Here is a 20142-nt window from a genome sequence, read left to right on the forward strand (position 1 = left end):
CTTCAATTGAAGACGACCACCCACCTCAGCCTCGCCGGGGGCGACAGCCGCACCCCGAACACCACCACCAGTGACGCCACCACCTGGCCGTATCCCGGCGAGTACCGGGACGGCTCCAACCGCGGCTCCAGGCCCGACGCGAAGAGCACCAGCGCCTCCGGTGCTTCCGCCGATCCCAGCTCCACTCCAAGCGACTCGAAGCTCCGTGGGGCGTCCGGCACTCGCAGCGCCCTCGCCAGTTCCTCCGGCGTGGGTGCCCTCAGCCGTGCTTCGCGGTCCGGAAGGTGGATCCTCTCCACCACTTCGTGAAGCCCCACCCCCACCAATGCGTCCGTCACCCCGAGCGCACGCTCACGCTTGTCCAGCACGAAGGTGCGCTCCACGCCCACGGGCGCGGGCAGCACGCGGTAGCCGTCGTGCCGCACGGTGAGGCGATCCAGCTCGGCCCCCGGCTGGAACACCTGCACCCGCGCCCGCGCCGTCTCCGGCAGCGCGAACAGCCGGCCCGGCGACAGCGGCGTCTGCTCCACTCCGTCCACCTGCGGGGTGTTGTGCGCCGCCGTGGAGCGGAACGCGTTACGCATCTCCGGGTCGCGTGTGTACGTGCCCGTGCCTGGATCCACGATGACGGGGCGCCCGTGCAGGTGCAGCTCGAACGACAGCTTGTCGTTGTGGCTGTGTCCCCCCACTCCGCCCTGTCCCTGCGGGCCAGCGCTCACCGTCACCACCGCCCCCGCGCCACGCAGCACGTGGAAGCCTCCTCGCGGGAAGCTCACCGACTCCGCGGGCCGGGCCGGCCGCAGCGCCTGGAAGCGCTCGAGCCCGGGCCGTCCCAGCAGCCACGCCGCCTCGTCCGGGAACTCGCCCTCCGCGAGCTCCGCGGCTCCGAAGAGGGCCGCCCCCAGCGGCACCAGGTACCCCTGCTCGCGCGGCTCCCTCTCCCGGAACGGGAAGACGCGGCCCGAGTCGTTGTCCCCTATCTGTGGCGCCAGCCCGCGCTCGGAGCACCAGGCCCGCGAGGCCGCGTACATGCGGCGCAGCCGCATCTCGTATCTCGGGCCCAGCTCCACGCCCAGGCCCCGCCCCACCACCAGCGCCAGCGTGAACAGCTCCACCGCCAGCCGGTGGTACGGCACGGAGCCCTCGAAGGAGGTGCCTTCCGCGTGCACCTGCGACGCCATCTGCGCCCGCAGCCCCGAGACCGCCCGCGCCACCTGTCTCGGCGCGTCCGGCAGCTCCGGGAAGAGCAGCCCCATCATCAGCAGGCCCACGTAGTTGGAGACGAGGTGGTTGTTCGGCACCGCCCCCTTGTCCTCCAGGTGCGCCTCCACCCACGCGGAGTGCTCGGCCAGCGACTCGAGCACCGGCACGAGGAACTCCGGCCGCCGTGCCTCCGGCGCGTCCGCGAACATCACCAGCGCCTGCGCCAGGTTCGCCCCACGCAGCGCCACCTCCATGGCGCACGTCCAGTGCACCCCCTGCCCCACCGGGTTCGCCTGGAGGAAGTCCAGCGTCCGCGTCACGAAGGCCCGCGCGAAGGCCCTCCGCGGCTCCTCGTGGCGCCCCACCCAGTACCCCTGGCCCAGCGCCACCAGGCAGTCCAACCGGCCCAGCTCCCACGGGTACTTTGGATCCGAGCCCGGGCGCTCCAGCCGCAGCTGCTCCACCGGGATGACCGGGTAGCGGTAGCCACTCACCGGATCCCTCGACCAGTCCACCGGCTGGCCCTCGCCGAAGCACACGTGCGTCCCGAAGACGTCGAACTCGCCCCGCAGCGCCGCTCGGGCCCGCTCCAGCGCCCGTGTCTCCGCTCCCGGGATGGCCGCGAGCGCCTCCTTCACCGAGGCCCGCTGCGCCACCTCGCACCACGCCCCACCGGGACGCGACGACAGCACCCGCTCGGCCAGCGCTTCCGCCGTGGAGACCCCGAAGGCCTCCAGCAGCCTCGGCTCGTCGAGCCGCTCGCGCCTCTTATAGAGGGCCTGCCTCGCCGCCCCCTGGACCCGCCTCGCCATCCCCCTGGCGAACCCCCCGGGCGCGAGCCGCATGATCGTCGAGTAGTAACCCAGCGTCCCCATTCCGCTCCGTCCCATCCCGGGCGGCTTCGATAGCAAGTGCCCGGCCAACACCCTCCGAGGGGAAAACCGGCGCCAGCAACGAGGAAACCCTGTAGGCCAGTAAAAAAGTTGGGTGGACGGGTGAATGGGTGGGAAAGAGTTTTCCTTCCGTCATCCCTTTCGTTCCCAGGCAGGGTTGCGTTGCACCATTCGCCCACCGTGCCCATTCCTCCGTGTGTGCAGGCAGGTGCTTGGAGTGGGCGGCGTGTGGGTAGGAGTGCCAGCGCCTCCGAGGTGGAGCGAACGGTCTCGGCTGTCGCCGAGCTGGCGCTACATCACGGGGCGAGGGCCGGCCTCGATGCGCTCGCGGAGGCGGCTGTATTTCTCACGGGAGTGAGCGGCGCCGCGCTGTACGCGGCCGGCCGCCGCGTGGCCCTCTCCGGCCTCGCTCCCCCAACCCCGGCTCGCGCCCATCCTCTACAGATGCAGAAGGATGGGCACACGGCCCTGGTGCTCGGCGAGCCGTGCGTGGATGCCTCGGATCGGCAGCTCCTCACCCGCCTGGCCGTGCTGGGCAGCGCGCTGCTCGCGTGCCAGGAGCGCGAGGACGCCGCTCGGGCCGAGCGGACCCGCCTGCGCTGGGAGCGGCTCCGGTTGGTCGAGCTGCTCGCCCACTGGGACCGGGCGAGATCCCGGCAAGCGCATGACCTGCGCACTCCGTTGCAGGTCATCCAGGGTTATATCGACATGCTGAACCGCGGCATGGCGGGTGCGCTCACTCCCCCCATGCAGCGGTACCTCGAGCGCATCGGCCGCGCCGCCAGTGAGTTGAACGTGCGTCTCCAGCACCGGCCCTCTCGCGAGAATGTTCCCGCGGAGGATTTCCGCGTCCTGTTGAGCGCCAGCTTCGGGCCTGGACGGCCAGGGGATGTGCGGCTGGAGCTGCCCGCGATGCCTGTGCGCATCCGCGCTTCCCGGAGCCGGTTGGAGTTGATGGTCCGGACCCTGGAACGGATGCTGCGCGGAGTGCGCGCTTCGGAGATCGTGCTGCGCGTGGAGGCTCCGGAGAGCACCGAGGCGTGGCAGTTGACTCTTCAGGCTCGTGCCGAGCGCCCGTTGCCCGAGAAGGCTCGTGCGTCCCTGGAACGGATTGCTCGCGCGATGGAGGCTCGGATCTCCGTGAGGGAGGATCCGGAGCTCGAGGTGTCCCTGGTGCTGCCTCGTATCCTCGGGTAGGGGAGTTGTTGACCCGGGGTGTGCGGCTCGGGATGCGAATACCCTCACCCTGACCCTCTCCCAGAGGGAGAGGGGATGGACACGGGGCTACGGATCAACCTCGGGCGTTTGGATCACTCGCGCGGTTCTCAGCAAGGCGCGTCGTTTCATCCAGCGCACGCAGAGCATCCCCAGACCTGCTCCTACCGCCACGTAGAGCAGCCACCTCAGGCCCCCTCGGACGTCCGCCAGCACCGTCGGGCCGAACCGGTAGCCCAGCCACGTCATCCCCATCGCCGCCACCCAGGCCGCCGCTCCATCCGCCAGCAGGAATCGGCGATAGGGCAGTCCCGTCGCTCCCGCCAGCAGGAACGCCGGCGCCCGCAGTCCCGGTAGGAAGCGCGCCAGGAACACCGTCAATGAGCCTCGCCGCGCGAACATCTTCTTCAGCAGCTCGACGCGTGTTGGCGTCAGCATCTTCGCCATCTTCGGGTGCGAGAACACCCGCGGCCCCAGCGTGCGTCCGAGCCGGTATAGCGCGCTGTCCCCCGCCAGGATGCCCAGATACGCGGTGAGCGCCATCGCCGGCAGGCTGCCTCCGCTCCGAGCCACCACCAGCCCTCCGGTGATGACCACCAGCTCCTCGCTCAACGGCGCTCCCACTCCACAGAGAACGAGGAGCAGGAACACCGCCGGGTAGGAGAATCCCGCGATCCACAGCGCGACCTGCGCCTCCACGCCGCCTCCTGGCAAGAATGCCAAGGTGCTCACGCCCGGCCCTGGCGGGAAGAGACCTCCTCAACGAGGCCCCACTCCCTCGCCTGCTCAGGCGCTCGCGGGGAGCAGCTGGCGCACCAGATCCAACAGCTTGCCGCGCTCCACCTCGCGCTTGACGAGGTAGCCGTCCGCTCCCGCCTCCAGTCCGGCCGCCCTCTCCTGCGGACTGTCCAGCGACGTACAGAGGATGATCGGGATGTGCGACAGCTTGGGGTTCGCGCGGATGCGCCTCGTGAGCCCGATGCCATCCAGCCTCGGCATCTGCCAGTCACTCACCACCATCTGGCAGGGCGTCCGCTCGAGAATGCCCAGCGCCTCCTCACCGTCCCCGGCCGTCACCACCGAGTAGCCGGCGATCTCCAGCAGCGCCTTCATGGCGAAGCGCGTGGTGAGTGCGTCGTCGCATACGAGGATGTGCGGACGGCGCACCTCGGTGGCGGCGCGCAGCACCACCGGCGCCGAGGCGGCCCGCAGCAACTCCGGCGCGTTGAGCACCGGCACCACGCTGCCGTCGTCCAGCACGGCCGCCCCCGCCAGGTGCGCCACGCCCTGCATGTGCCGCCCCAGCGAGCGCACGACGATCTCCTGCTGGCCCACCACCCCGTCGATCGCGAACACCGCTCGCACGCCGCCAAGCACCAGCACCATGGCCGTCTGCGGCTTGCCCGTCTCGAGCGCCAACGGCAGCCGCGGCATGCCGATCGCCACCGACAGCGGGTAGAAGGGCAGGTGCTCGTCCTCCACCCGCGCCATCACGTGTCCGGCCACCGTGCCCACGTCCGACGGCGCCAGCCTCATCACCCGCTCCACCGCGTCCGACGGAATGGCCACCACCGCCGTTCCCGTGCGCACCAGCAGCCCCAGCGCGCCCGCGAGGATCAGCGGCAGATCGATGGTGAAGCGCGTCCCCTTCCCCTTCTCGAAGGAGATGTCCACCGCGCCCTGCAACCGCGTGGCCGTGGTCTGCACCACGTCCAGGCCCACGCCGCGCCCGGACATCTCCGTCACCTGCTCGCGGGTGGAGAAGCCCGGCTCGAACACGAGCCGCGCCGCCTGCATGTCCGTCAGCTTCGCGGCCTCCGCCTCCGTGAGCAGCCCCCGGCGCACCGCAGTGGCCCTCACGTTCTCCGGCGACAGGCCCGCCCCGTCATCCTCCACCACCACCGCCAGGCGCGTGCCCCTCGGCTCCACCCTCACCGTGAGCTGCCCGCGCGGGGACTTGCCCGCCGCCACGCGCTCGTTCACCGCCTCGATGCCGTGGTCCAGTGCGTTGCGCACCAGGTGCAGCAATGGGTCCTTCAGCACGTCCACGATGCGCCGGTCGATGCGCACGTCCCCACCGGCGATCTCCAGCTCCACGTCCTTGCCCAGCCGCGCGCACAGCTCTCGCACCGTGCGCTTGAGCGGCTCCAGCATCTGCGAGGCCGGCACCATCCGCAGATCCCTCAGGTCGTCGCGCACCACCTGCGCCACCAGCGCGAGCTGCTCGCCCTCGCGGTGCACTTCCTTGGACAGCTGCACCAGCCGCTTCTGCACCCCCCGCACCTGCCCCACCCCCGCGCGCAGCGACTCCAGCGCCCCGCCTCCACCGGACAGCGCCAGCTGCTGCGCCGCTCTCTCCAGTTGCAGCAGGGCCTGGTTCGTCTGCTCCAGCAGCTCGCGGTGGGCCTCCGAGCGGCGCATCTGCTGCGCCCGGCCCGCCGCCAGCTGCTCCACCTGGAGCGCCAGCGAGTCGAGCGTGCGCACCGACACCCGCACCGCCCGGTCCATGTCCTGCTGGCGCCGGCCACCCGAGGCCGAGCGCGCCGTCACCACCGGCTCCGCCGGGGCCACTGCGGGCTCGGCGGCGACCTCCTCGGTGAGCGACTCCAGCGCGCCCCTCAGCTGCACCAGCGCGCCCGCGATGTCCGAGGCCGCCACGCTCGCCCCGACGCCCGACTCCTCCATCCGCGCGAAGCCCGCGCGCACGGAGCTCGCCAGCGCCTCCACCGCGGAGATTCCGGCGGTGTTCGCCGCCGCCTTCAACAGCTCGGCCAGGCCCACCGCCTCCCACACCGCTCCGGCCCGGTCATCCAGGCCCGGCGAGCACAGCCGGCCCAGCGACGTCTCCAGCTTCTCCAGCGTCTGCAGGCCCTCGCGCCGGAAGTGCGCCGGCACCTTGGGCTTCGCCTCCGTGGGCAGCTCCACCCCGCCGCGCCCGAGCCCGGACAACAGCTGCGCCAGGTTCTCCACCGCCGGCTGCTCCCCGGCGTCCCCGCGGTTGATCGCGGTCTCGATGGCCGTGAGGCTGCGCAGGGTGCTCTCCACCAGCCCCGGCGGAGGGACGTGCCCCGGCGAGCAGCGCGCCAGTGCGTCCTCGATGGCGTGCACCAGCTGCTCGATGTCCGCCAGGCCCAGGCTGGCCGCGGAACCCTTCAGGCTGTGCACCTCCCGCTTGAGCGCGATGAGCTGCTCCGAGGCCTGCTCGGACGTCCCCTGCTCCAGGCCCATCACGGCCGTACCGATGGTCTGCAGCTGCTCGCGCGTCTCCGCGGCGAAGATGGGCCAGAGGCTCCGGAGTACCCGAGGATCCATGTGCTCCGCCTATCCCCGCCCCACGGCGGCGGGATCGGCCAGCTGCTCGAGGTCGAGCACCATCAGCCGCTCCCGGGTGAGGAACGTGAAGGGCCCCGGTGGCGGATGCGACAGCTCCGCGCGGGCCAGCTCCTGCCGTCCGTCCACCTCCTCCGCCGCCAGCCCGAAGAACTCCTCGGACACCTCCACCACCACCACGCGCGTCAGGTCCGACATGCCGCCCCCCTCCAGGCCGAGCACGTGCCTCAAGTCCAACACCGGCACCACCCGCGAGCGCGACACCAGCGCGCCCAGCACGTACCGGGGCGAGCCCGGCAGCGGGCACAGCCCCCTGGACTCCAGCACGTGGTCCACCGCGTCAATGGGCACCGCGTAACGCTCCCCGCCCACGCGGAAGGCCAGCACCGACATCGTCTCCCGGCGCTCCTCGTGACGTGACTCGGCCAGCGCGCGCGCGCGCTCGGCGAGGACCTCGCGGCGGCGCTCCGGGCTGAGCACCTGCGCGCCCTCGAGCACGGCCTGCGCCTCGTCCAGCTTGCGGCGCAGTGCCGCGTAGTCGATCTTCCCGCTCGACTCGTCGCCGGCCATGGCTGCTCTCGCTCCTCTAGTACTTGCTGGCGGGGAGCTTCAGGATGCTGCGCACCTTCTCGCGCAGATCGTCCACCGCCACCGGCTTGTTGAGAAAGGCGCTCGCCCCCACCAGGCGTCCCCGCTGGCGGCTCGCGTCATCCTTGAGCGAGGTGAGCATCACGAAGGGCGTGGCGAAGAGGATCGGATCCGCCCTCACCGCCGCGCACAGCGCGAAGCCATCCATCTCCGGCATCTGCACGTCGGAAATGATCAGATCCGGCTTGATCTCCCGGGCACGCGCGAGCCCTTGCACGCCATTGCTCGCCTCGAAGAACTCCAGCCCCCACCCCATCAAGTACACCTGGATGAGGTTGGTGATGGTCTTCGTGTCCTCGACGATCAGCACCTTCATTCTTCCACTGCCTCCCGACGCGCCGTGTGCTGTTGTCATAGCTGGTACTTTCCAACGAGGTCCGAGAAGCGCTTGGAGAGGTTGGACAGGTTGCCCGCCACCTGCTCGATGCGCTTGGTGCCCTCGACATTGTCTTGCATGGCGATGGTGAGCTCGTTCATCGCCGCGGCGATCTGCTCCACGCCAATGGTCTGTTGCCGGGTGTTGCCGGCGATCTGCCGCGCCGCCGACGACGACTCGCGGATGAGATCCGACAGGCCGACGATGGCCGAGCCCGCGCTCTGGGCCATTTCCATGGCGGCCAGGGCGCGGCGGCTGCCCTCCTCGGTGGCCGTCACGGCGGCACGGGTGCCCTTCTGCACCTCACCGAGCAGGGCGCGCACCTGATTGGCGGCCATCTTCGACTGCTCCGCCAGGGTGCGCATCTCCATGGCCACCACCGCGAAGCCACGGCCCTGGTCTCCCGCCTTGGCCGCCTCGATGGAGGCGTTGAGCGCCAGCAGGTTGGACTGCTCGGCCACGTCCTTCACCGTGGTGATGATGTCGCCGATCTGCAGCGTCTGCTCGTTGAGGTCGGTGATGGCCAGGGCGATGGCCTTCACCTGCTCGCTGAGCTTCTCCATGGCGGACACGCTCTCGCCGACCACCTTCTGGCCCTCGGCGCTCAGGGACTCCGAGCGCTGGGTGCCGCCGATGACCGTGTCCGCGAAGGAGGTGGCCTGCTTGGACGTCTGGGCGATCTCCGCCACCGTGGCGCCCGTCTCGTGGATGGCGGAGGCCTGCTCGTTGGCCATGGCGGACTGCTGCGAGGAGGTGGCCAGCACGTTGGTGGCCTCGCGCTCCATCTCCGCCGCCGCGCTGCGCAGATCCTTGAGCAGGTCCGTCAGCACCTCCGCCATGGTGCCGAAGCTGCGCGCCAGGTCTCCAATCTCGTCGGTGCCGCTGATGTCGATCTGCTGCCGCAGGTCTCCCGCCGCGATGCCGGCCGCCGCGCGCGCCAGCCGCTCCAGCGGGATGATGAGCACGCGGCACAACGCGGCCACCGCCGCCAGGCACCCGGCCAGCGACAGCAGGGCCAGGCCGAGCGCGCGCCACACCATGCGCGACACGGTCCCATCCAGCACGTCCAGCTCCATGCCCACCTGCACCGTGCCCACCTGCGTCTTCGAGTCCGCCCCGCCATTGGGGGCACGCGGCTCGAAGAAGACGGGGGCGGACGCCTCCTGCACGGCCCGGTTGCTGACCAGCAGGACGCGCTCCTCCTTCTCATCCTGCCCCGGGGCCTTGGGGAGCCGCCCCGCGTCCTCCTGGGGCCGCGCCGAGGCGTGGCCGAGGATCTCTCCCTGGCGATCCCTCACCACCACGTACGCCACGTCCGGGTTGTTCCGGAGGGTGGCGGCCGTGGCGCGCTCGATGCCCGCCTCGTCCCGCGCCCACGTGGCGATGGCCAGGTGGTGCGCCAGCTCGCGGCTGGCCGCGGTGGCACGCTTGGAGAACTCGGCCTCGAGCGACTCGCGCACCTGTAGCGAGAAAGCGGCCACGAGGATGCCCGCCACGAGCGTGCCCGAGACTCCGGTGATGGCCAGAATCTTGGTCCGCAGGCTGAGCCGCCGCATGTCCAGCCGCTGGATCGCGGGCGGCTTCATGCCGTTGCCTTCCACAAGTCCTCCCAGCTCCTACGGGCGCCTCTCATCTCGCCCCCGACTTTCCCTGCATCGTCCCCGGCACGAGCGCCCGCCGCAGTCCACCGGCCGTCATCGTCTCCACGCCTCGCAGCACGTGCTCGTCATCCAAACCTTCCAGCGCCCGGAGGGCGTTGCGCCGGGCCCGCTCTGCCTCTTCGGGGTGTCCCAGCCGTCCATACAGCGCCACGAGCATGGCATGGCCGATGGCCAGTTGTGGCTCCAGATAGAGCGCCTTGCGAACCGCGGCCACGGCCCCCTGCACGTCCCCCCGCCCTTCGGACACCATGGCCAGCAGCAGGTAGGCCTCGGGTGACAGCTCCCGAGCCGCCAGCCGGGCGAGCTCCTCCGCCTGCTCGAAATGTCCCTCGCGCGCCGCGGTCAGCGCCCGCGTCAGCGTCTCCGGTACCGGGGGCGGGGAGGAAGCAGGGGAGGACACGGCCGGTGGGAGGGCCTCGGTCACCAGGGCCCGTGGAGCGGCCGGAGCCTCGGCGGCCCGAGCGGTATGGGAGGGAGCCAGCACCCGCCGCAGCGGGCTCGGCGCCCGCGTCGCGATCCGGAGGGGTCCGGGCCTGGAGGCGCGCAGGGCGACCCGCTCGCCGGGGAGGGGCTTGCGCAGGATGAGCTGCCCCCCCACCTCATGCTCCTCCAACCCCAGGCCCTTGGCGAAGGGCACCTCGGCCGGAGAGAGGAAGAGCCAACCGCCGGGCGCGAGCGCCAGGATGAGCCGCTCGACCACCTCGGGGATGACGTGGGTGGGGAAGTAGATGAGGACGTTGCGGCAGAAGACGGCCTGCGCACCGGCCACGGGCGGCGCATCCGTGACGAGGTTGTGCCGCCGGAGCTCCACCCGGGCGCGCACCTCGGGAGGCACGGAGACGGAGTCCGGCCGGAGGGAGAGGAAACGCCGCTCCAGCTCCGGCTCCATGCGCCGCACGGACCAGGGGGAGTACGTGGCCTGCCGGGCGCGCTCGAGGGCCCGGTTGGATACGTCCGTGCCCACCACGCGGACGTTGTCGGGCTGGACGCCCGCGGCCAGCAGGGACATGGCGATGCTGTAGGGCTCCTCCCCACTGGCGCACCCGGCGCTCCAGACGAGGAAGGGCCCCACGTGCAGGGCGGCCAGGCGCGACAGCTCGCGCAGCTGCTCCGGATGGCGGAAGAAGTACGTCTCGCCAATGACGGCGTAGCCGATGAAGGTCTCCACCGCCGCGGTATCCCGGGCCAGCAGCCGCTGGAGGAAGTCGGCGGCGGGCAGCCCCTGGGACTCGGCGGCGCGCGTCAGGGCGGTACGCAGGGAGCGGCGCACGCTGGGGGCCAGCACCATGCCGCATGCCGCGCGCAGGACGGACTCAAGTCCGCTCAGCGTCTGCTCATCGAGACGCTCCACGCGCGCCGGCTCCTTCACGACCCCTCCGAAATGGCCAGCACGGCCGAGGCGCGCAGCAGCGGCCGGATGCCTTCGGGGGTACGGCACAGGCCCGCCATCAGCCCCGTCCCATCCCAGGACGTGGGGGCATCACCCTCGCCGCCATCCACCAGCAGCGGGGACTCCACCAGATCGCGCACCCGGTCCACCAGCAGCGCCACCGTGCGCGGGCCACTACAGATGACCAGATGTGCGTCCAGGTCGGGTTCCCTGCGCACCCGGAGCATCGCGGCCAGATCCACCACCACCGCGGGGGTCCCCCGGTAGAGCATGGTGCCGAGCACGTGGGGCTGGGCCGCCGGCAGGGGCTCGATGGCCACCAGGCGCACCACCTCCACCACGGCCTCCACGGGCAGCAGCGCCGTGGTGCCCGCAACTTCCACTGTCAGGAAGAGACCCGGCAGCCGTTGGGCCTCGCCGAGCGTGGCCAGCTCCCGCCGGAGCCGGACGACCTCTTCTTCCAGCAACGCCAGGCGTTTCTGTACCGACGCACGCCTCGCCTGGGCTTCAGCCGTCATCGAAGGGGAATCGACCATCGCGAGCCCGCGTGAGTCCATGCACGGGAGAATTGAACGGTAGTCCGACATTGCGGGAAGCGTCAATGCGGGCGGCATGGGGTGAACGAGCGGACGGCTGCCGGGCAGGCACTGATCTCCCAAGTCGCGTGTTTCCAGGAGATGTGGTTTCATGACGCGACAGACGATGGTTCTCTCACCCAGGCCAAGACCGGGGGAGCATGACGAATGGTGACCGGCGACTCGCAGGGTCCGAGTGATACCGGGGCGGATCCTCTCATCGGGCGGACGCTCAACGGCCGCTTCAGCATCCTCGAGCCGATTGGCATCGGGGGGATGGGTCGGGTCTACCGTGCCCAGCAGACGCCCTTGGATCGGGTGGTCGCGCTCAAGGTGCTCAACCCCAATTTCCCCACCAGCAAGGATCCGGGCTTCCAGAAGCGCTTCCTGCGCGAGGCCTCGCTGTCCTCGAAGCTCCGCCACCCCAACACGGTGACGGTGATCGACTACGGGCAGACGGACGACGGCATCTACTACATCGCCATGGAGTACCTGGAGGGGCGCACCCTCGGCCAGGTGCTTTCGGACGTGGGGCCGCTGCCCTGGGCGCGGGCGCTCAACATCGCCCAGCAGGTGTGCCGCTCGCTGCGCGAGGCCCACAACCAGGGCATCGTCCACCGCGACCTGAAGCCCGCCAACATCATGCTCCTCAACGAGGCCGATCAGGATCTCGTGAAGGTGTTGGACTTCGGCCTGGTGAAGTCCATTGCCCCGGGCTCCGAGGAGACGCCCAACCCGGAGATCACCCAGAGTGGCACCTTCCTGGGCTCCCCGGCGTACATGGCGCCGGAGCAGGCGCGCAACGAGTCGGACGTGCGCAGCGACGTGTACTCGCTGGGCGTGGTGCTCTACCAGATGCTGGTGGGGCGGCCGCCGTTCGTCTCGAAGGATCACATCGAGCTCATCTTCGCCCACCACAAGGAGCTGCCCCCGGCGCTCAGCTCCGTGCGGCCGGACATCTCCGTGCCCCAGGAGATCGAGACGCTGGTGCGCCGGTGCCTGGCGAAGGATCCGGCGCAGCGCTTCCAGACGATGGACGAGTTGCTGGAGGCGATGCGCGGGGCCAGCATGGCCGCGGGCGGCCACAGCGGCATCTTCAAGCGTCCGGGTGGGCATACCACCACGGGGCCGCACAAGACGCCGCTCTTCGCGGGCATCGCGGGCGAGCCCCCCTCGGGCGGCGACACGATCGCGGTGGACATCAGCGTGGAGGTGCCGCCGGACATGAAGAAGGCGCGCCGGCGCACGCTGCTGCTGGGAGGGCTGGTGGGCGGAGGCATCGCCGTGGCCCTCACGGGCGGCCTGCTGCTGTCCTCGGGCCTCTTCTCGCCCAAGCCCCCGCCGGCGGAGACGGTGGCACCGGCCGCCCAGGCCGCCGCGCCCGCCGTCGAGAAGGCTCCGGTGGAGGTGGTGCGCTTCCAGCTGATGAGCAAGCCCAACGGCGCGCGCGTCAGCTACAAGGGCCAGGAGCGCGGCACGACGCCGATGGTGCTGGAGATTCCCAAGGAGGCGGGCCAGGACACCGTCACCGCCGAGTTCACCTTCGCGCTCGACGGCTACCAGACGGAGACGGTCATCACCGGCGGCTCGGGCGAGGTCGTCTTCGCCCAGAAGATGCAGCGTGCGCGTGGGGGCTCGTCCGCCTCGGCGCGCAACGCGAACGCCGGGAGCCGGGTGGAGCAGGCCTCGGCCAGGTCGGGCGAGTCCCAAACGGTGGCGGCCATGGGCTCGTCCATCTCGGCGCCCGTGATGCTGGAGTCCGATCCGCCCCCGGCGCCGGTGCCCGCGGGAGCCGCGAAGCCCGGGGCGGAGTCCACGGGTGGCCAGACGGTGGCCGCGTCGGCGCTGGCCAAGAGCGCGATCCCCGTGGGTGACGGCCCCGTGCCCTACCAGGACGGCATGCCGCGCCTGGTGCAGCTCGAGGGCAAGGACATCGTCTACACGCGCGAGGCCCTCGCGGCCCGCGTCGAGGGGCTGATGGTGGTGAAGTGCGTCATCACCAGGCAGGGCCGGGTGGACAACTGCCGCGTCATCAAGGGCCTGCCGCACATGAACGAGGCGGTGGTGGCGTCGCTGCAGTCGCGCCTCTACAAGCCCATTGCCCTCGAGGGCAAGCCGGTGGCGGTGGACTACGTCTTCACCGTCCGGCTGGTGGCGCCGCGCCGCCGCTGAGCCCCCGCCCCGCTCACCGAGAGGAGACGTCCAGCGTCGCGTCTCCTCCGCCGCCCGGCACGCCCCAGTCCACCACGGGCCAGCCACGCCGCAGGGCCTCGCGGCGCAGGCGGCGATCCGGGTGGACGGCCACGGGGCGGCCCACCACCTCCATCACCGGCAGGTCCGAGTACGAGTCCGTGTAGAAGGCACACGCGGACAGCTCGACGCCGGCCTCCGAGGCGAAGGACAGCGCGTAGGTACGCTTGCCCTCGCCGAAGCACACCTCGCCCAGGGGGCGGCCGGTGCACAGCCCCGAGACATCCACCTCGAAGCGGTTGCAGAGCACCGCGTGCAGGCCGAGGTCTCTCGCCACCAGCTCGGACAGGTAGCCCGAGGACGAGGTGAGCAGGACGAGCGTGTCTCCGGCCGAGCGGTGCTCCTCCAGGGCGCGCAGGGCGCCGGGCCGGAACTGCGAGCGGACCCGCTCCTCGTAGAACTGGACGGTGCGCTCACGCAGGTACCGCTCGCCCATGCCCTGGAGGTGGGTGATGGCCTGCACCAGCGCGTCCTGCATGGAGACGAAGCCCAGGTGGTAGCGGGCCAGCCAGTAGCTGGCGCGCAAGGCCTGCACCCGGGTGATGTGACCCTGCTCCAGCTCGCGGCGGATCCACAGGGCCCCCGAGTTGACCGCGAGCAGCGTCTTGTCCAGGTCGAAGAAGGCGATCGCCATGCGCCCTTTCTTCCTACTCACGCGACCCGCGCGGGACACGGCCCTGCTCGCCAGGACGCTCGCGGCGCCGGCCGAGCGCCAGCAGACCCAGCAGCGCCACCGGGGCGAGGAGCGCACCGGGCGCCGCGCCGCAGCCCACGCCCGTGCCGCGCGACACCGCCTGGACGTGGCGGCCCAGATCGGGAATCTCACCGCACTGGGTGGGGGGCAGGCCCCGGGGGTAGGCGTCGCAGAAGCCCGCGGCGCTCCCCACGTCGATGATGCGCTTGTGCGTCTCTCCCGGGGGCGCGGTGGGCTCCATGGTGGAACCGGACACGGACACGTGGTCCAGCCCGACGACGTGGCCCAGCTCGTGGGTGACCGTGTTCTGCACGTCCGTGGCGACGCAGTTGGTGGTCTGTATCCCCCCCTCGCACGGCGGCGAGTCGACGGTGGTGAAGAGGAAGCCCCTGCCCTGGGTGCCCGCGTTGAGCTCGATGTCCGCATCGAGGATGTAGCCGGTGCGGAAGCTGAACGTGGTGGTGGTCAGCCCGATGGTGGCGCCACCGTGCTCCCAGCAGGAGTAGTCGTTGGAGCAGGTATCGGCATCGAGGCACGGATCATCCGGCTCGACGACGTCGTTGCAGTCCCGCTCGCGGAAGGTGATGACGTTCTGGTTGTCCTTGCTGTCCTTGTCGTACCCCACCCTGGGCTTCGCGATGTCCGGGCCGCGGGTGAAGGTGTAGTCGCTGCAGGTGCTGGAGACCGCCCGCCAGGAAGCGATCGCGGCCTCGATGGCCACGAGCTCGGAGTCTCCGGGAGTGCGGCTGCTACCAGTGGGATCCAGGTGGTACAGGTAATCACGCCCGGGCCAGACGACGCAGAAGGGCCGGCCGGGAACCAGGGTGCGCTGGTACGTCTGCGCCTCGGCCCCGGGAGCGGCGAGCGCGAGCGCGGCGAGGGCGAACCACGGAAGGGAGCGCATCACGGGCGGGCGCCTCCCCGGCGGCGGCGCCACGCGAGCAGGGCGAAACCGGTCATCGCGGGCAGCCACGTTCCGGCGCCGGTGCTGGAACAACCGAAGGCCGCGCCTCCCAGCTTCGCCGAGCTGGCGCCCGAGTCCGGCGTGGGAGTGAAGCAGCTCTGACTGGCGAGGCCCCTGGGGTACGTCTGGCACACGAAGTCGCGCGAGCCCTCGTCGATGATGCGCTTGGACGTCTCGCCCACCGGGGCCCGTGGAAACATGACGGAGTTGACCGCCTGGGTGTGGTCCAGGCCGATCAGGTGGCCGATCTCGTGTGTCATGGTGTTCTGCACGTCGGTGCCCACGCAATTGCCGGGGTTGCTGGCGATGGGCTGGGGGCAGATGGGATAGGGCGGGCTGTCCACGGTGGTGAAGACGAAGTGGGCCGCGTTCAGCTGGATGTCCGAGTCGTAGATGATGCCGGACTTCTCGTCGTAGGTGGTGAGCGTGAGGGCGATGGTGCGCTCATCGTCCTCCCAGCAGTCGTAGGTGTTGCCACAGTCCGCGTCCGCGTCGCACCTGACACCGGCGGGAACGACGTCCTCGCATCTGTTGGAGCGGAAGAGGACGAGGTTGCGGTTCGGACCCTTGGGGTCGTAGCCCACCTTGTTGCGCTCGCCGTCGACCAGGGGCCCCTCCTCGAAGCGGAGGTTGCCGCAGTCCTCGAAGACGTCCTGCCAGCTCTGGAAGGAGCGGCGGATGGCCGCGAACTCGTTCTGCTTCTGGGCCTCCGAGCTCTTGGGGTTGCCCACACTGCTGAGCTGCCACCGGATGGTGGACGCCGTCCAGAAGAGGCACTGGGAGCTCGCGTTGCCCTGCTGCACCCGGCTGCGAACGTAGGGGTCCGAGCTCTGTCCGAGGGCGAGCGAGACCAGGAGAGAAGCGACGATCACGGCCGCTTCTCCTGGGCGCGGACCGGGGGCTGTTGGAGCGCGGTGCGGATGGACGCCTTCAGCTCCGGGAGCGACAGGGACTGGAGCGAGGAGGTGGTGGGCTGCCGGGTGTCCGGATCCACCAGGAGCGTGTCACCGATGGGCTCGGGCACGGCCATGGCGCGGGTGCCATCCGCCGAGCGCTGCACCTTGTACTTGCCCTGGGCCATGGCGGCCACGCGGAAGGACTGGGTCCCCCGGCGCTCGAGGAAGAGCACCACCTCCTCCCCCGGGGTGAACGAGGCCAGGCCGCTCACCCGCTGGCCGATGTCGCCTACTCGCCCACCAGGCTGGGTGACGAGCACCGTGCCGCCCGCCTGCCCCTTGAGGGTCTCGGTCACCTGGATTTCCACATCGGTGACGATCCGGCGGCCATCACCGCTCCACCGGCTTTCCATCCGGCGCACCGTCCCGTGGACGATGGTATCGGCCGAGCGGGCGAGCTCCGGCAGGTCCGCCCGCAGCATCGTGGTGGCGCCCGCCGACAGGGAGAGCAGGAGAACGAAGGGGAGGAGCGCGCGGAGCGCGTTGGGAAATTTCATGCAAGGACCCTCGGTGCGCGGCAGTTTAATGCATCGGCCACGCCACGGGCAGTGAACTCGGCCGCTCGTTGACCACCCAAGCCCGCTCCTGCTATCCGCGCCCCTTCTATGGCATCCGTACCCCGCGTCCGTTTCGCGCCGTCCCCCACTGGCTACCTCCACATCGGTGGTGCCCGCACGGCCCTCTTCAACTACCTCTACGCGCGGCGCCACGGCGGCGTCTTCATCCTGCGCATCGAGGACACGGACCAGGAGCGCTCCACCCCCGAGTCCGTGAAGGCCATCCTCGACGGCCTCACCTGGTTGGGCATCGACTGGGACGAGGGCCCGGGCAAGGAGGGCCCCTCGGCGCCCTACTTCCAGACGCAGCGGCTGGAGCTGTACACGAAGTACGCCGAGCAGCTCATCGCCGAGGGCAAGGCGTACCGCTGCTACTGCACACGCGAGGAGATCGACGCGCGCCGCGCCGCCGTGGAGAAGGCCACGGGCAAGCCGGGCACCTACAAGTACGAGGGCACCTGCCGCGACCGCAAGGACATCCCCGAGGGCCGCACCTCCGTGGTGCGCTTCCGGATGCCGGACGGCGAGGGCCAGGTGACGTTCGATGACAAGGTGCTCGGGCCCATCACCAAGGCGTACTCGGACCTGGATGACTGGGTCATGCTGCGCGCCGACGGCATCCCCCTCTACAACTACGGCTGCGTCATCGACGACCACACCATGGACATCACCCTGGTGGGGCGTGGGCAGGAGCACGTCAACTCCACCTTCCCCCAGCTGATGCTCTACCAGGCCTTCGGGTGGAAGCCGCCCGAGTTCGCCCACTTCCCGCTCATCCTCGGGCCGGACCGCGAGAAGCTCTCCAAGCGCAAGCACCCCGAGGCGGACGTGATGCTGCACAAGCGCAACGGCGTGCTGCCCGAGGCGCTGCTCAACTACGTCATCCGCCTGGGCTGGAGCCACGGCAACGACGAGGTCATCAGCCGCGCGCAGATGGTGGAGTGGTTCGACTTCGACCACGTGGGCACCACGTCCGGCGTGTGGAGCCCGGACAAGCTGATGTGGCTCAACCAGCAGTGGCTCAAGATGCTGCCCCCCGCGGTGGTGGCCGAGACGCTGGTGGACTTCCTGGTGGCCAAGGGCGTGCAGGTGAAGAAGGGCGACCCGCGGCTGGAGCGCGTGGTGATGGCCTTCCGCGAGCGCGCCAAGACGCTCCAGGAGATGGCCGACACGGCCCTCAAGTACTTCCAGCATGGCGTGACGCTGGACGAGAAGGCCGCGGCCAAGCACCTCACCGCCGAGTCCAAGCCGCTGCTCACCCAGGTGCGCGAGCAGGTGGCCGCGCTGCCGCAGTGGAGCGCCGCCTCGCTGGACGAGGTGGTGAAGAAGGTGAGCGAGCAGGCCGGAGTGGGCATGGGCAAGGTGGCCCAGCCGGTGCGCGTGGCGGCGACGGGTGGCACGGTCAGCCCGGGTATCGGCGAGACGCTCGAGCTGCTGGGCCGCGAGGAGACCCTCCACCGGCTGGACGCGGCGCTCGCCCGGCCGTAGCCCCTCGACGAGGGCCCGCACACGGGGGTGGACACCTCCGGCGTCGGGCCCTATTCTCCCCCGCGATGACACGAGCGCTTGACAGCCTGAAGGGCCTTTTCTATAAGCCGCGCCCGCTCGGGACGGCGGTGGTCGCGGCGCTCTGGGCGTCGGTGGCGGTGGCGGAGGTGGTGAGTGGGGCACAGATGCCTGATGGCGCTCAGAAAGTGGGCGAGAACAGGTATCGGGCGCCGGGGGACCTCGAGAAGACGATGGAGTACTACAAGATCGTCTACCCGGTGAGCGCCTACCCTCGGAGGGCAGTCGTCAACCAGCCGGGCGTGAAGGCGGTTCACATCGCCAACCCCTCGGGGAAGAATTTCGAGGGTCTGAACATTTACGAAGCGAACGACGAGGTCCGTATCTACGTCGTTCCGCTGCAGGCCGCGCCGGCGAAGTCCACACCGGCCAAGCCCGCGAAGAAGGCTGAACCGAAGGGTGGGAAGAAGTCGCGGTAGCCCGGTGGTTCGGAAAAAAGGCAGTTGAAGTGGTAGGGCAGTTGCGGTAGTCAGGAGCGCAGTTCTTGGGGAATCGTCTAACGGCAGGACAGCAGACTCTGACTCTGCTTATCTAGGTTCGAATCCTAGTTCCCCAGCTCGTTGTACCCGGTAGCAAACCGGCCCTGTCGTCTAGCGGTTAGGACGGTGCCCTCTCACGGCACAAACTCGGGTTCGAATCCCGGCAGGGTCACTCGTAGCAAAGGCACCCACCTTCTTGGGAAGGTGGGTGCTTCGTTTTCCGGCCCTGTCGTCTAGCGGTTAGGACGGTGCCCTCTCACGGCACAAACTCGGGTTCGAATCCCGGCAGGGTCACTGAGGCGCCCGCTTCTCGCAAGGGAAGCGGGCGCTTCGCTTTTGCGGGCACCGCGCCGTGCCCGCCCTCCCCTACCCTCCCTGCTGGAGGCTCTTGCGGAAGGCGGCCAGCGCCGTGGCCAGCCCCGCCTGGGCGCGCTGCAGGTTGCGGCGCATCAGCAGCATGCGCACCCGCTCCGGCAGCACCTGGGGCGACGAGGAGCCGAAGCCCACCAGCTCCAGCCGCAGGGTGATGGCATCCAGCAGGTCCGCCAGGTCCGCGTTCGGGCCCGCCAGCAGCACCAGGTCCGGCGCGGCGGACTGGAGGCGCTCGGCGAGCTCCCACCAGCGGGGCGCGCCCGTCTCCAGCACCACCACGGCCGCGCCCAGCAGCGCCGGCGAGTCCGGGGGCAGCGCCACGGCCTCGAGTCCCTCGCGCAGCAGGGCGTCCAGCGCCTCGGGGCTGCCCACCACCGCCACCTGCCCGCCCGCAGCCATCCGGCTGGCCTGCTCGTACGTGGCCAGCTGGGACTCCAGCAGATCTCGCGCCTCGGGCGAGGCCTGCCCGCCCGCCTCCAGCAGCGAGGCGGCCTCGCGCGCCATGCGCCGCGCCAGCTCACGACCCCGCACCCGCTCGGCCCGGCGCTCCAGCGCGGCGCGCACCTTGGCCCGCACCAGCCGCAGGTCCTCGAAGGGCTTGAGGATGTAGTCGCTCGCTCCCGCCGCGAAGGCGGCGATCACCGACTCCGTGCTGGAATAGCCGGTGATCATCACCGCCTCCAGCGCGGGCTGCAGCGCCCGGGCCTCGGCGATGAGCTCCACGCCGCCCAGGCCGGGCAGGTTCTTGTCGGTGATGAGCACGTCGAAGCGCTGGGCGCGGAGCAGCTCCAGGGCCTCCTCGGCATCCTGGGCCAGGCTCACCACCAGGTCCGGCTCACGCGCCAACAACCGGGCGCACACGTCGCGCACCACGGCTTCGTCGTCCACCACCAGAACGGTCGAGGCGAGGGTTCCCCCACGGCCCTGCTCACTCCCGCCACCCTCATCCGTTTCGAAGGGGAGATCCATGCCTTCGAGAATCGCACAGCTCGCGCCGGACTTCGAGCGAAGCG

The 20142-nt window shown here is 70.5% G+C and carries 17 protein-coding genes and 3 tRNA genes; 7 read left to right on the forward strand and 13 right to left on the reverse strand.

From position 1 onward, the window contains the following. Positions 1 to 2 precede the first annotated feature (2 nt). Positions 3 to 2078 carry an alginate lyase family protein gene (locus NR810_RS25635; protein ID WP_257456128.1) on the reverse strand — a complete coding sequence of 692 codons (2076 nt, stop codon included), beginning with the start codon at positions 2076 to 2078 and terminating at the stop codon, positions 3 to 5. A 246-nt stretch (positions 2079 to 2324) separates the two neighbouring features. Here NR810_RS25635 and NR810_RS25640 point away from each other — a divergent pair, with 246 nt between their 5' ends. Continuing rightward, on the forward strand, positions 2325 to 3293 hold the full coding sequence (locus NR810_RS25640) for a histidine kinase dimerization/phospho-acceptor domain-containing protein (protein ID WP_257456129.1): 969 nt from the start codon (positions 2325 to 2327) through the stop codon (positions 3291 to 3293). 87 nt (positions 3294 to 3380) lie between these two features. Here NR810_RS25640 and NR810_RS25645 read toward each other — a convergent pair whose 3' ends face one another. The 7 genes from NR810_RS25645 to NR810_RS25675 form a co-directional block, all read right to left on the reverse strand. Beyond that, on the reverse strand, positions 3381 to 4010 hold the full coding sequence (locus tag NR810_RS25645) for a DedA family protein (RefSeq protein ID WP_257456130.1): 630 nt from the start codon (positions 4008 to 4010) through the stop codon (positions 3381 to 3383). A gap of 87 nt (positions 4011 to 4097) precedes the next feature. Beyond that, a complete protein-coding gene (locus tag NR810_RS25650) occupies positions 4098 to 6623 on the reverse strand; it encodes a hybrid sensor histidine kinase/response regulator (protein ID WP_257456132.1) in 2526 nt (841 codons plus the stop codon). Positions 6624 to 6632: 9 nt separating this feature from the next. Beyond that, complete coding sequence (locus tag NR810_RS25655) at positions 6633 to 7211, reverse strand: chemotaxis protein CheW (protein WP_204220200.1); 579 nt, start codon at positions 7209 to 7211, stop codon at positions 6633 to 6635. Positions 7212 to 7227: 16 nt separating this feature from the next. Next, a complete protein-coding gene (locus NR810_RS25660) occupies positions 7228 to 7605 on the reverse strand; it encodes a response regulator (protein WP_257456134.1) in 378 nt (125 codons plus the stop codon). A gap of 35 nt (positions 7606 to 7640) precedes the next feature. After that, positions 7641 to 9251 carry a methyl-accepting chemotaxis protein gene (locus NR810_RS25665; RefSeq protein WP_257456135.1) on the reverse strand — a complete coding sequence of 537 codons (1611 nt, stop codon included), beginning with the start codon at positions 9249 to 9251 and terminating at the stop codon, positions 7641 to 7643. A 43-nt stretch (positions 9252 to 9294) separates the two neighbouring features. After that, complete coding sequence (locus tag NR810_RS25670) at positions 9295 to 10695, reverse strand: CheR family methyltransferase (protein WP_257456136.1); 1401 nt, start codon at positions 10693 to 10695, stop codon at positions 9295 to 9297. Beyond that, a complete protein-coding gene (locus NR810_RS25675) occupies positions 10692 to 11252 on the reverse strand; it encodes a chemotaxis protein CheW (RefSeq protein ID WP_257456137.1) in 561 nt (186 codons plus the stop codon). Before NR810_RS25675 ends, NR810_RS25670 begins: the two co-directional genes overlap by 4 nt. A 207-nt stretch (positions 11253 to 11459) precedes the next feature. Between NR810_RS25675 and NR810_RS25680 the strand changes: the two genes are divergently transcribed. After that, the gene (locus NR810_RS25680) at positions 11460 to 13463 is read left to right on the forward strand and encodes a protein kinase domain-containing protein (RefSeq protein WP_257456138.1); all 2004 of its coding nucleotides are present in this window, start codon (positions 11460 to 11462) and stop codon (positions 13461 to 13463) included. A gap of 13 nt (positions 13464 to 13476) precedes the next feature. Here NR810_RS25680 and NR810_RS25685 read toward each other — a convergent pair whose 3' ends face one another. From NR810_RS25685 to NR810_RS25700, 4 genes are read right to left on the reverse strand one after another with little or no spacing between them, the layout of a single operon-like run. Next, entirely contained in the window at positions 13477 to 14175 is a 699-nt protein-coding gene (locus tag NR810_RS25685) for an HAD family hydrolase (protein WP_257456139.1), read from the reverse strand. Between the two features lie 13 nt (positions 14176 to 14188). Then, positions 14189 to 15139, reverse strand: coding sequence for a myxosortase-dependent metalloprotease, MXAN_2677/MXAN_2678 family (locus NR810_RS25690; protein WP_257456285.1), 951 nt, complete (start codon positions 15137 to 15139; stop codon positions 14189 to 14191). After that, positions 15139 to 16071 (reverse strand): myxosortase-dependent metalloprotease, MXAN_2677/MXAN_2678 family, encoded by a 933-nt coding sequence (locus NR810_RS25695; RefSeq protein WP_257456143.1) that lies wholly within the window; start codon positions 16069 to 16071, stop codon positions 15139 to 15141. Before NR810_RS25695 ends, NR810_RS25690 begins: the two co-directional genes overlap by 1 nt. After that, the gene (locus NR810_RS25700; RefSeq protein ID WP_257456144.1) at positions 16068 to 16652 is read right to left on the reverse strand and encodes a hypothetical protein; all 585 of its coding nucleotides are present in this window, start codon (positions 16650 to 16652) and stop codon (positions 16068 to 16070) included. The genes NR810_RS25695 and NR810_RS25700 overlap by 4 nt, the downstream gene beginning before the upstream one ends. Positions 16653 to 16760: 108 nt before the next feature. Here NR810_RS25700 and gltX point away from each other — a divergent pair, with 108 nt between their 5' ends. The 5 genes from gltX (at position 16761) to NR810_RS25725 (ending at position 19051) form a co-directional block, all read left to right on the forward strand. Next, the gene (gene gltX / locus NR810_RS25705) at positions 16761 to 18200 is read left to right on the forward strand and encodes a glutamate--tRNA ligase (protein WP_257456145.1); all 1440 of its coding nucleotides are present in this window, start codon (positions 16761 to 16763) and stop codon (positions 18198 to 18200) included. A 65-nt stretch (positions 18201 to 18265) separates the two neighbouring features. After that, entirely contained in the window at positions 18266 to 18697 is a 432-nt protein-coding gene (locus tag NR810_RS25710) for a hypothetical protein (RefSeq protein WP_257456146.1), read from the forward strand. A gap of 66 nt (positions 18698 to 18763) precedes the next feature. Continuing rightward, positions 18764 to 18834, forward strand: a tRNA-Gln gene (locus tag NR810_RS25715). A 23-nt stretch (positions 18835 to 18857) separates the two neighbouring features. Further along, positions 18858 to 18929, forward strand: a tRNA-Glu gene (locus NR810_RS25720). 50 nt (positions 18930 to 18979) lie between these two features. After that, positions 18980 to 19051: transfer RNA gene (locus tag NR810_RS25725), tRNA-Glu, on the forward strand. 72 nt (positions 19052 to 19123) lie between these two features. Here NR810_RS25725 and NR810_RS25730 read toward each other — a convergent pair. Further along, on the reverse strand, positions 19124 to 20098 hold the full coding sequence (locus NR810_RS25730; RefSeq protein WP_257456147.1) for a response regulator: 975 nt from the start codon (positions 20096 to 20098) through the stop codon (positions 19124 to 19126). Positions 20099 to 20142 lie beyond the last annotated feature (44 nt).

It is taken from the genome of Archangium lipolyticum (assembly GCF_024623785.1).
In the GTDB taxonomy this organism is placed as follows: Bacteria; Myxococcota; Myxococcia; order Myxococcales; family Myxococcaceae; genus Archangium; species Archangium lipolyticum.

Excerpts from the sequence above, each read along its gene's own strand:
- NR810_RS25655 (WP_204220200.1), bottom strand. The coding sequence starts at position 7,211 with ATGGCCGGCGACGAGTCGAGCGGGAAGATCGACTACGCGGCACTGCGC.
- NR810_RS25660 (WP_257456134.1), bottom strand. The coding sequence starts at position 7,605 with ATGAAGGTGCTGATCGTCGAGGACACGAAGACCATCACCAACCTCATC.
- NR810_RS25675 (WP_257456137.1), bottom strand. The coding sequence starts at position 11,252 with ATGGTCGATTCCCCTTCGATGACGGCTGAAGCCCAGGCGAGGCGTGCG.
- NR810_RS25730 (WP_257456147.1), bottom strand. The coding sequence starts at position 20,098 with ATGGATCTCCCCTTCGAAACGGATGAGGGTGGCGGGAGTGAGCAGGGC.
- gltX (WP_257456145.1), top strand. The coding sequence starts at position 16,761 with ATGGCATCCGTACCCCGCGTCCGTTTCGCGCCGTCCCCCACTGGCTAC.
- NR810_RS25690 (WP_257456285.1), bottom strand. The coding sequence starts at position 15,139 with ATGCGCTCCCTTCCGTGGTTCGCCCTCGCCGCGCTCGCGCTCGCCGCT.
- NR810_RS25685 (WP_257456139.1), bottom strand. The coding sequence starts at position 14,175 with ATGGCGATCGCCTTCTTCGACCTGGACAAGACGCTGCTCGCGGTCAAC.
- NR810_RS25710 (WP_257456146.1), top strand. The coding sequence starts at position 18,266 with ATGACACGAGCGCTTGACAGCCTGAAGGGCCTTTTCTATAAGCCGCGC.
- NR810_RS25680 (WP_257456138.1), top strand. The coding sequence starts at position 11,460 with ATGGTGACCGGCGACTCGCAGGGTCCGAGTGATACCGGGGCGGATCCT.
- NR810_RS25665 (WP_257456135.1), bottom strand. The coding sequence starts at position 9,251 with ATGAAGCCGCCCGCGATCCAGCGGCTGGACATGCGGCGGCTCAGCCTG.
- NR810_RS25700 (WP_257456144.1), bottom strand. The coding sequence starts at position 16,652 with ATGAAATTTCCCAACGCGCTCCGCGCGCTCCTCCCCTTCGTTCTCCTG.
- NR810_RS25635 (WP_257456128.1), bottom strand. The coding sequence starts at position 2,078 with ATGGGGACGCTGGGTTACTACTCGACGATCATGCGGCTCGCGCCCGGG.
- NR810_RS25650 (WP_257456132.1), bottom strand. The coding sequence starts at position 6,623 with ATGGATCCTCGGGTACTCCGGAGCCTCTGGCCCATCTTCGCCGCGGAG.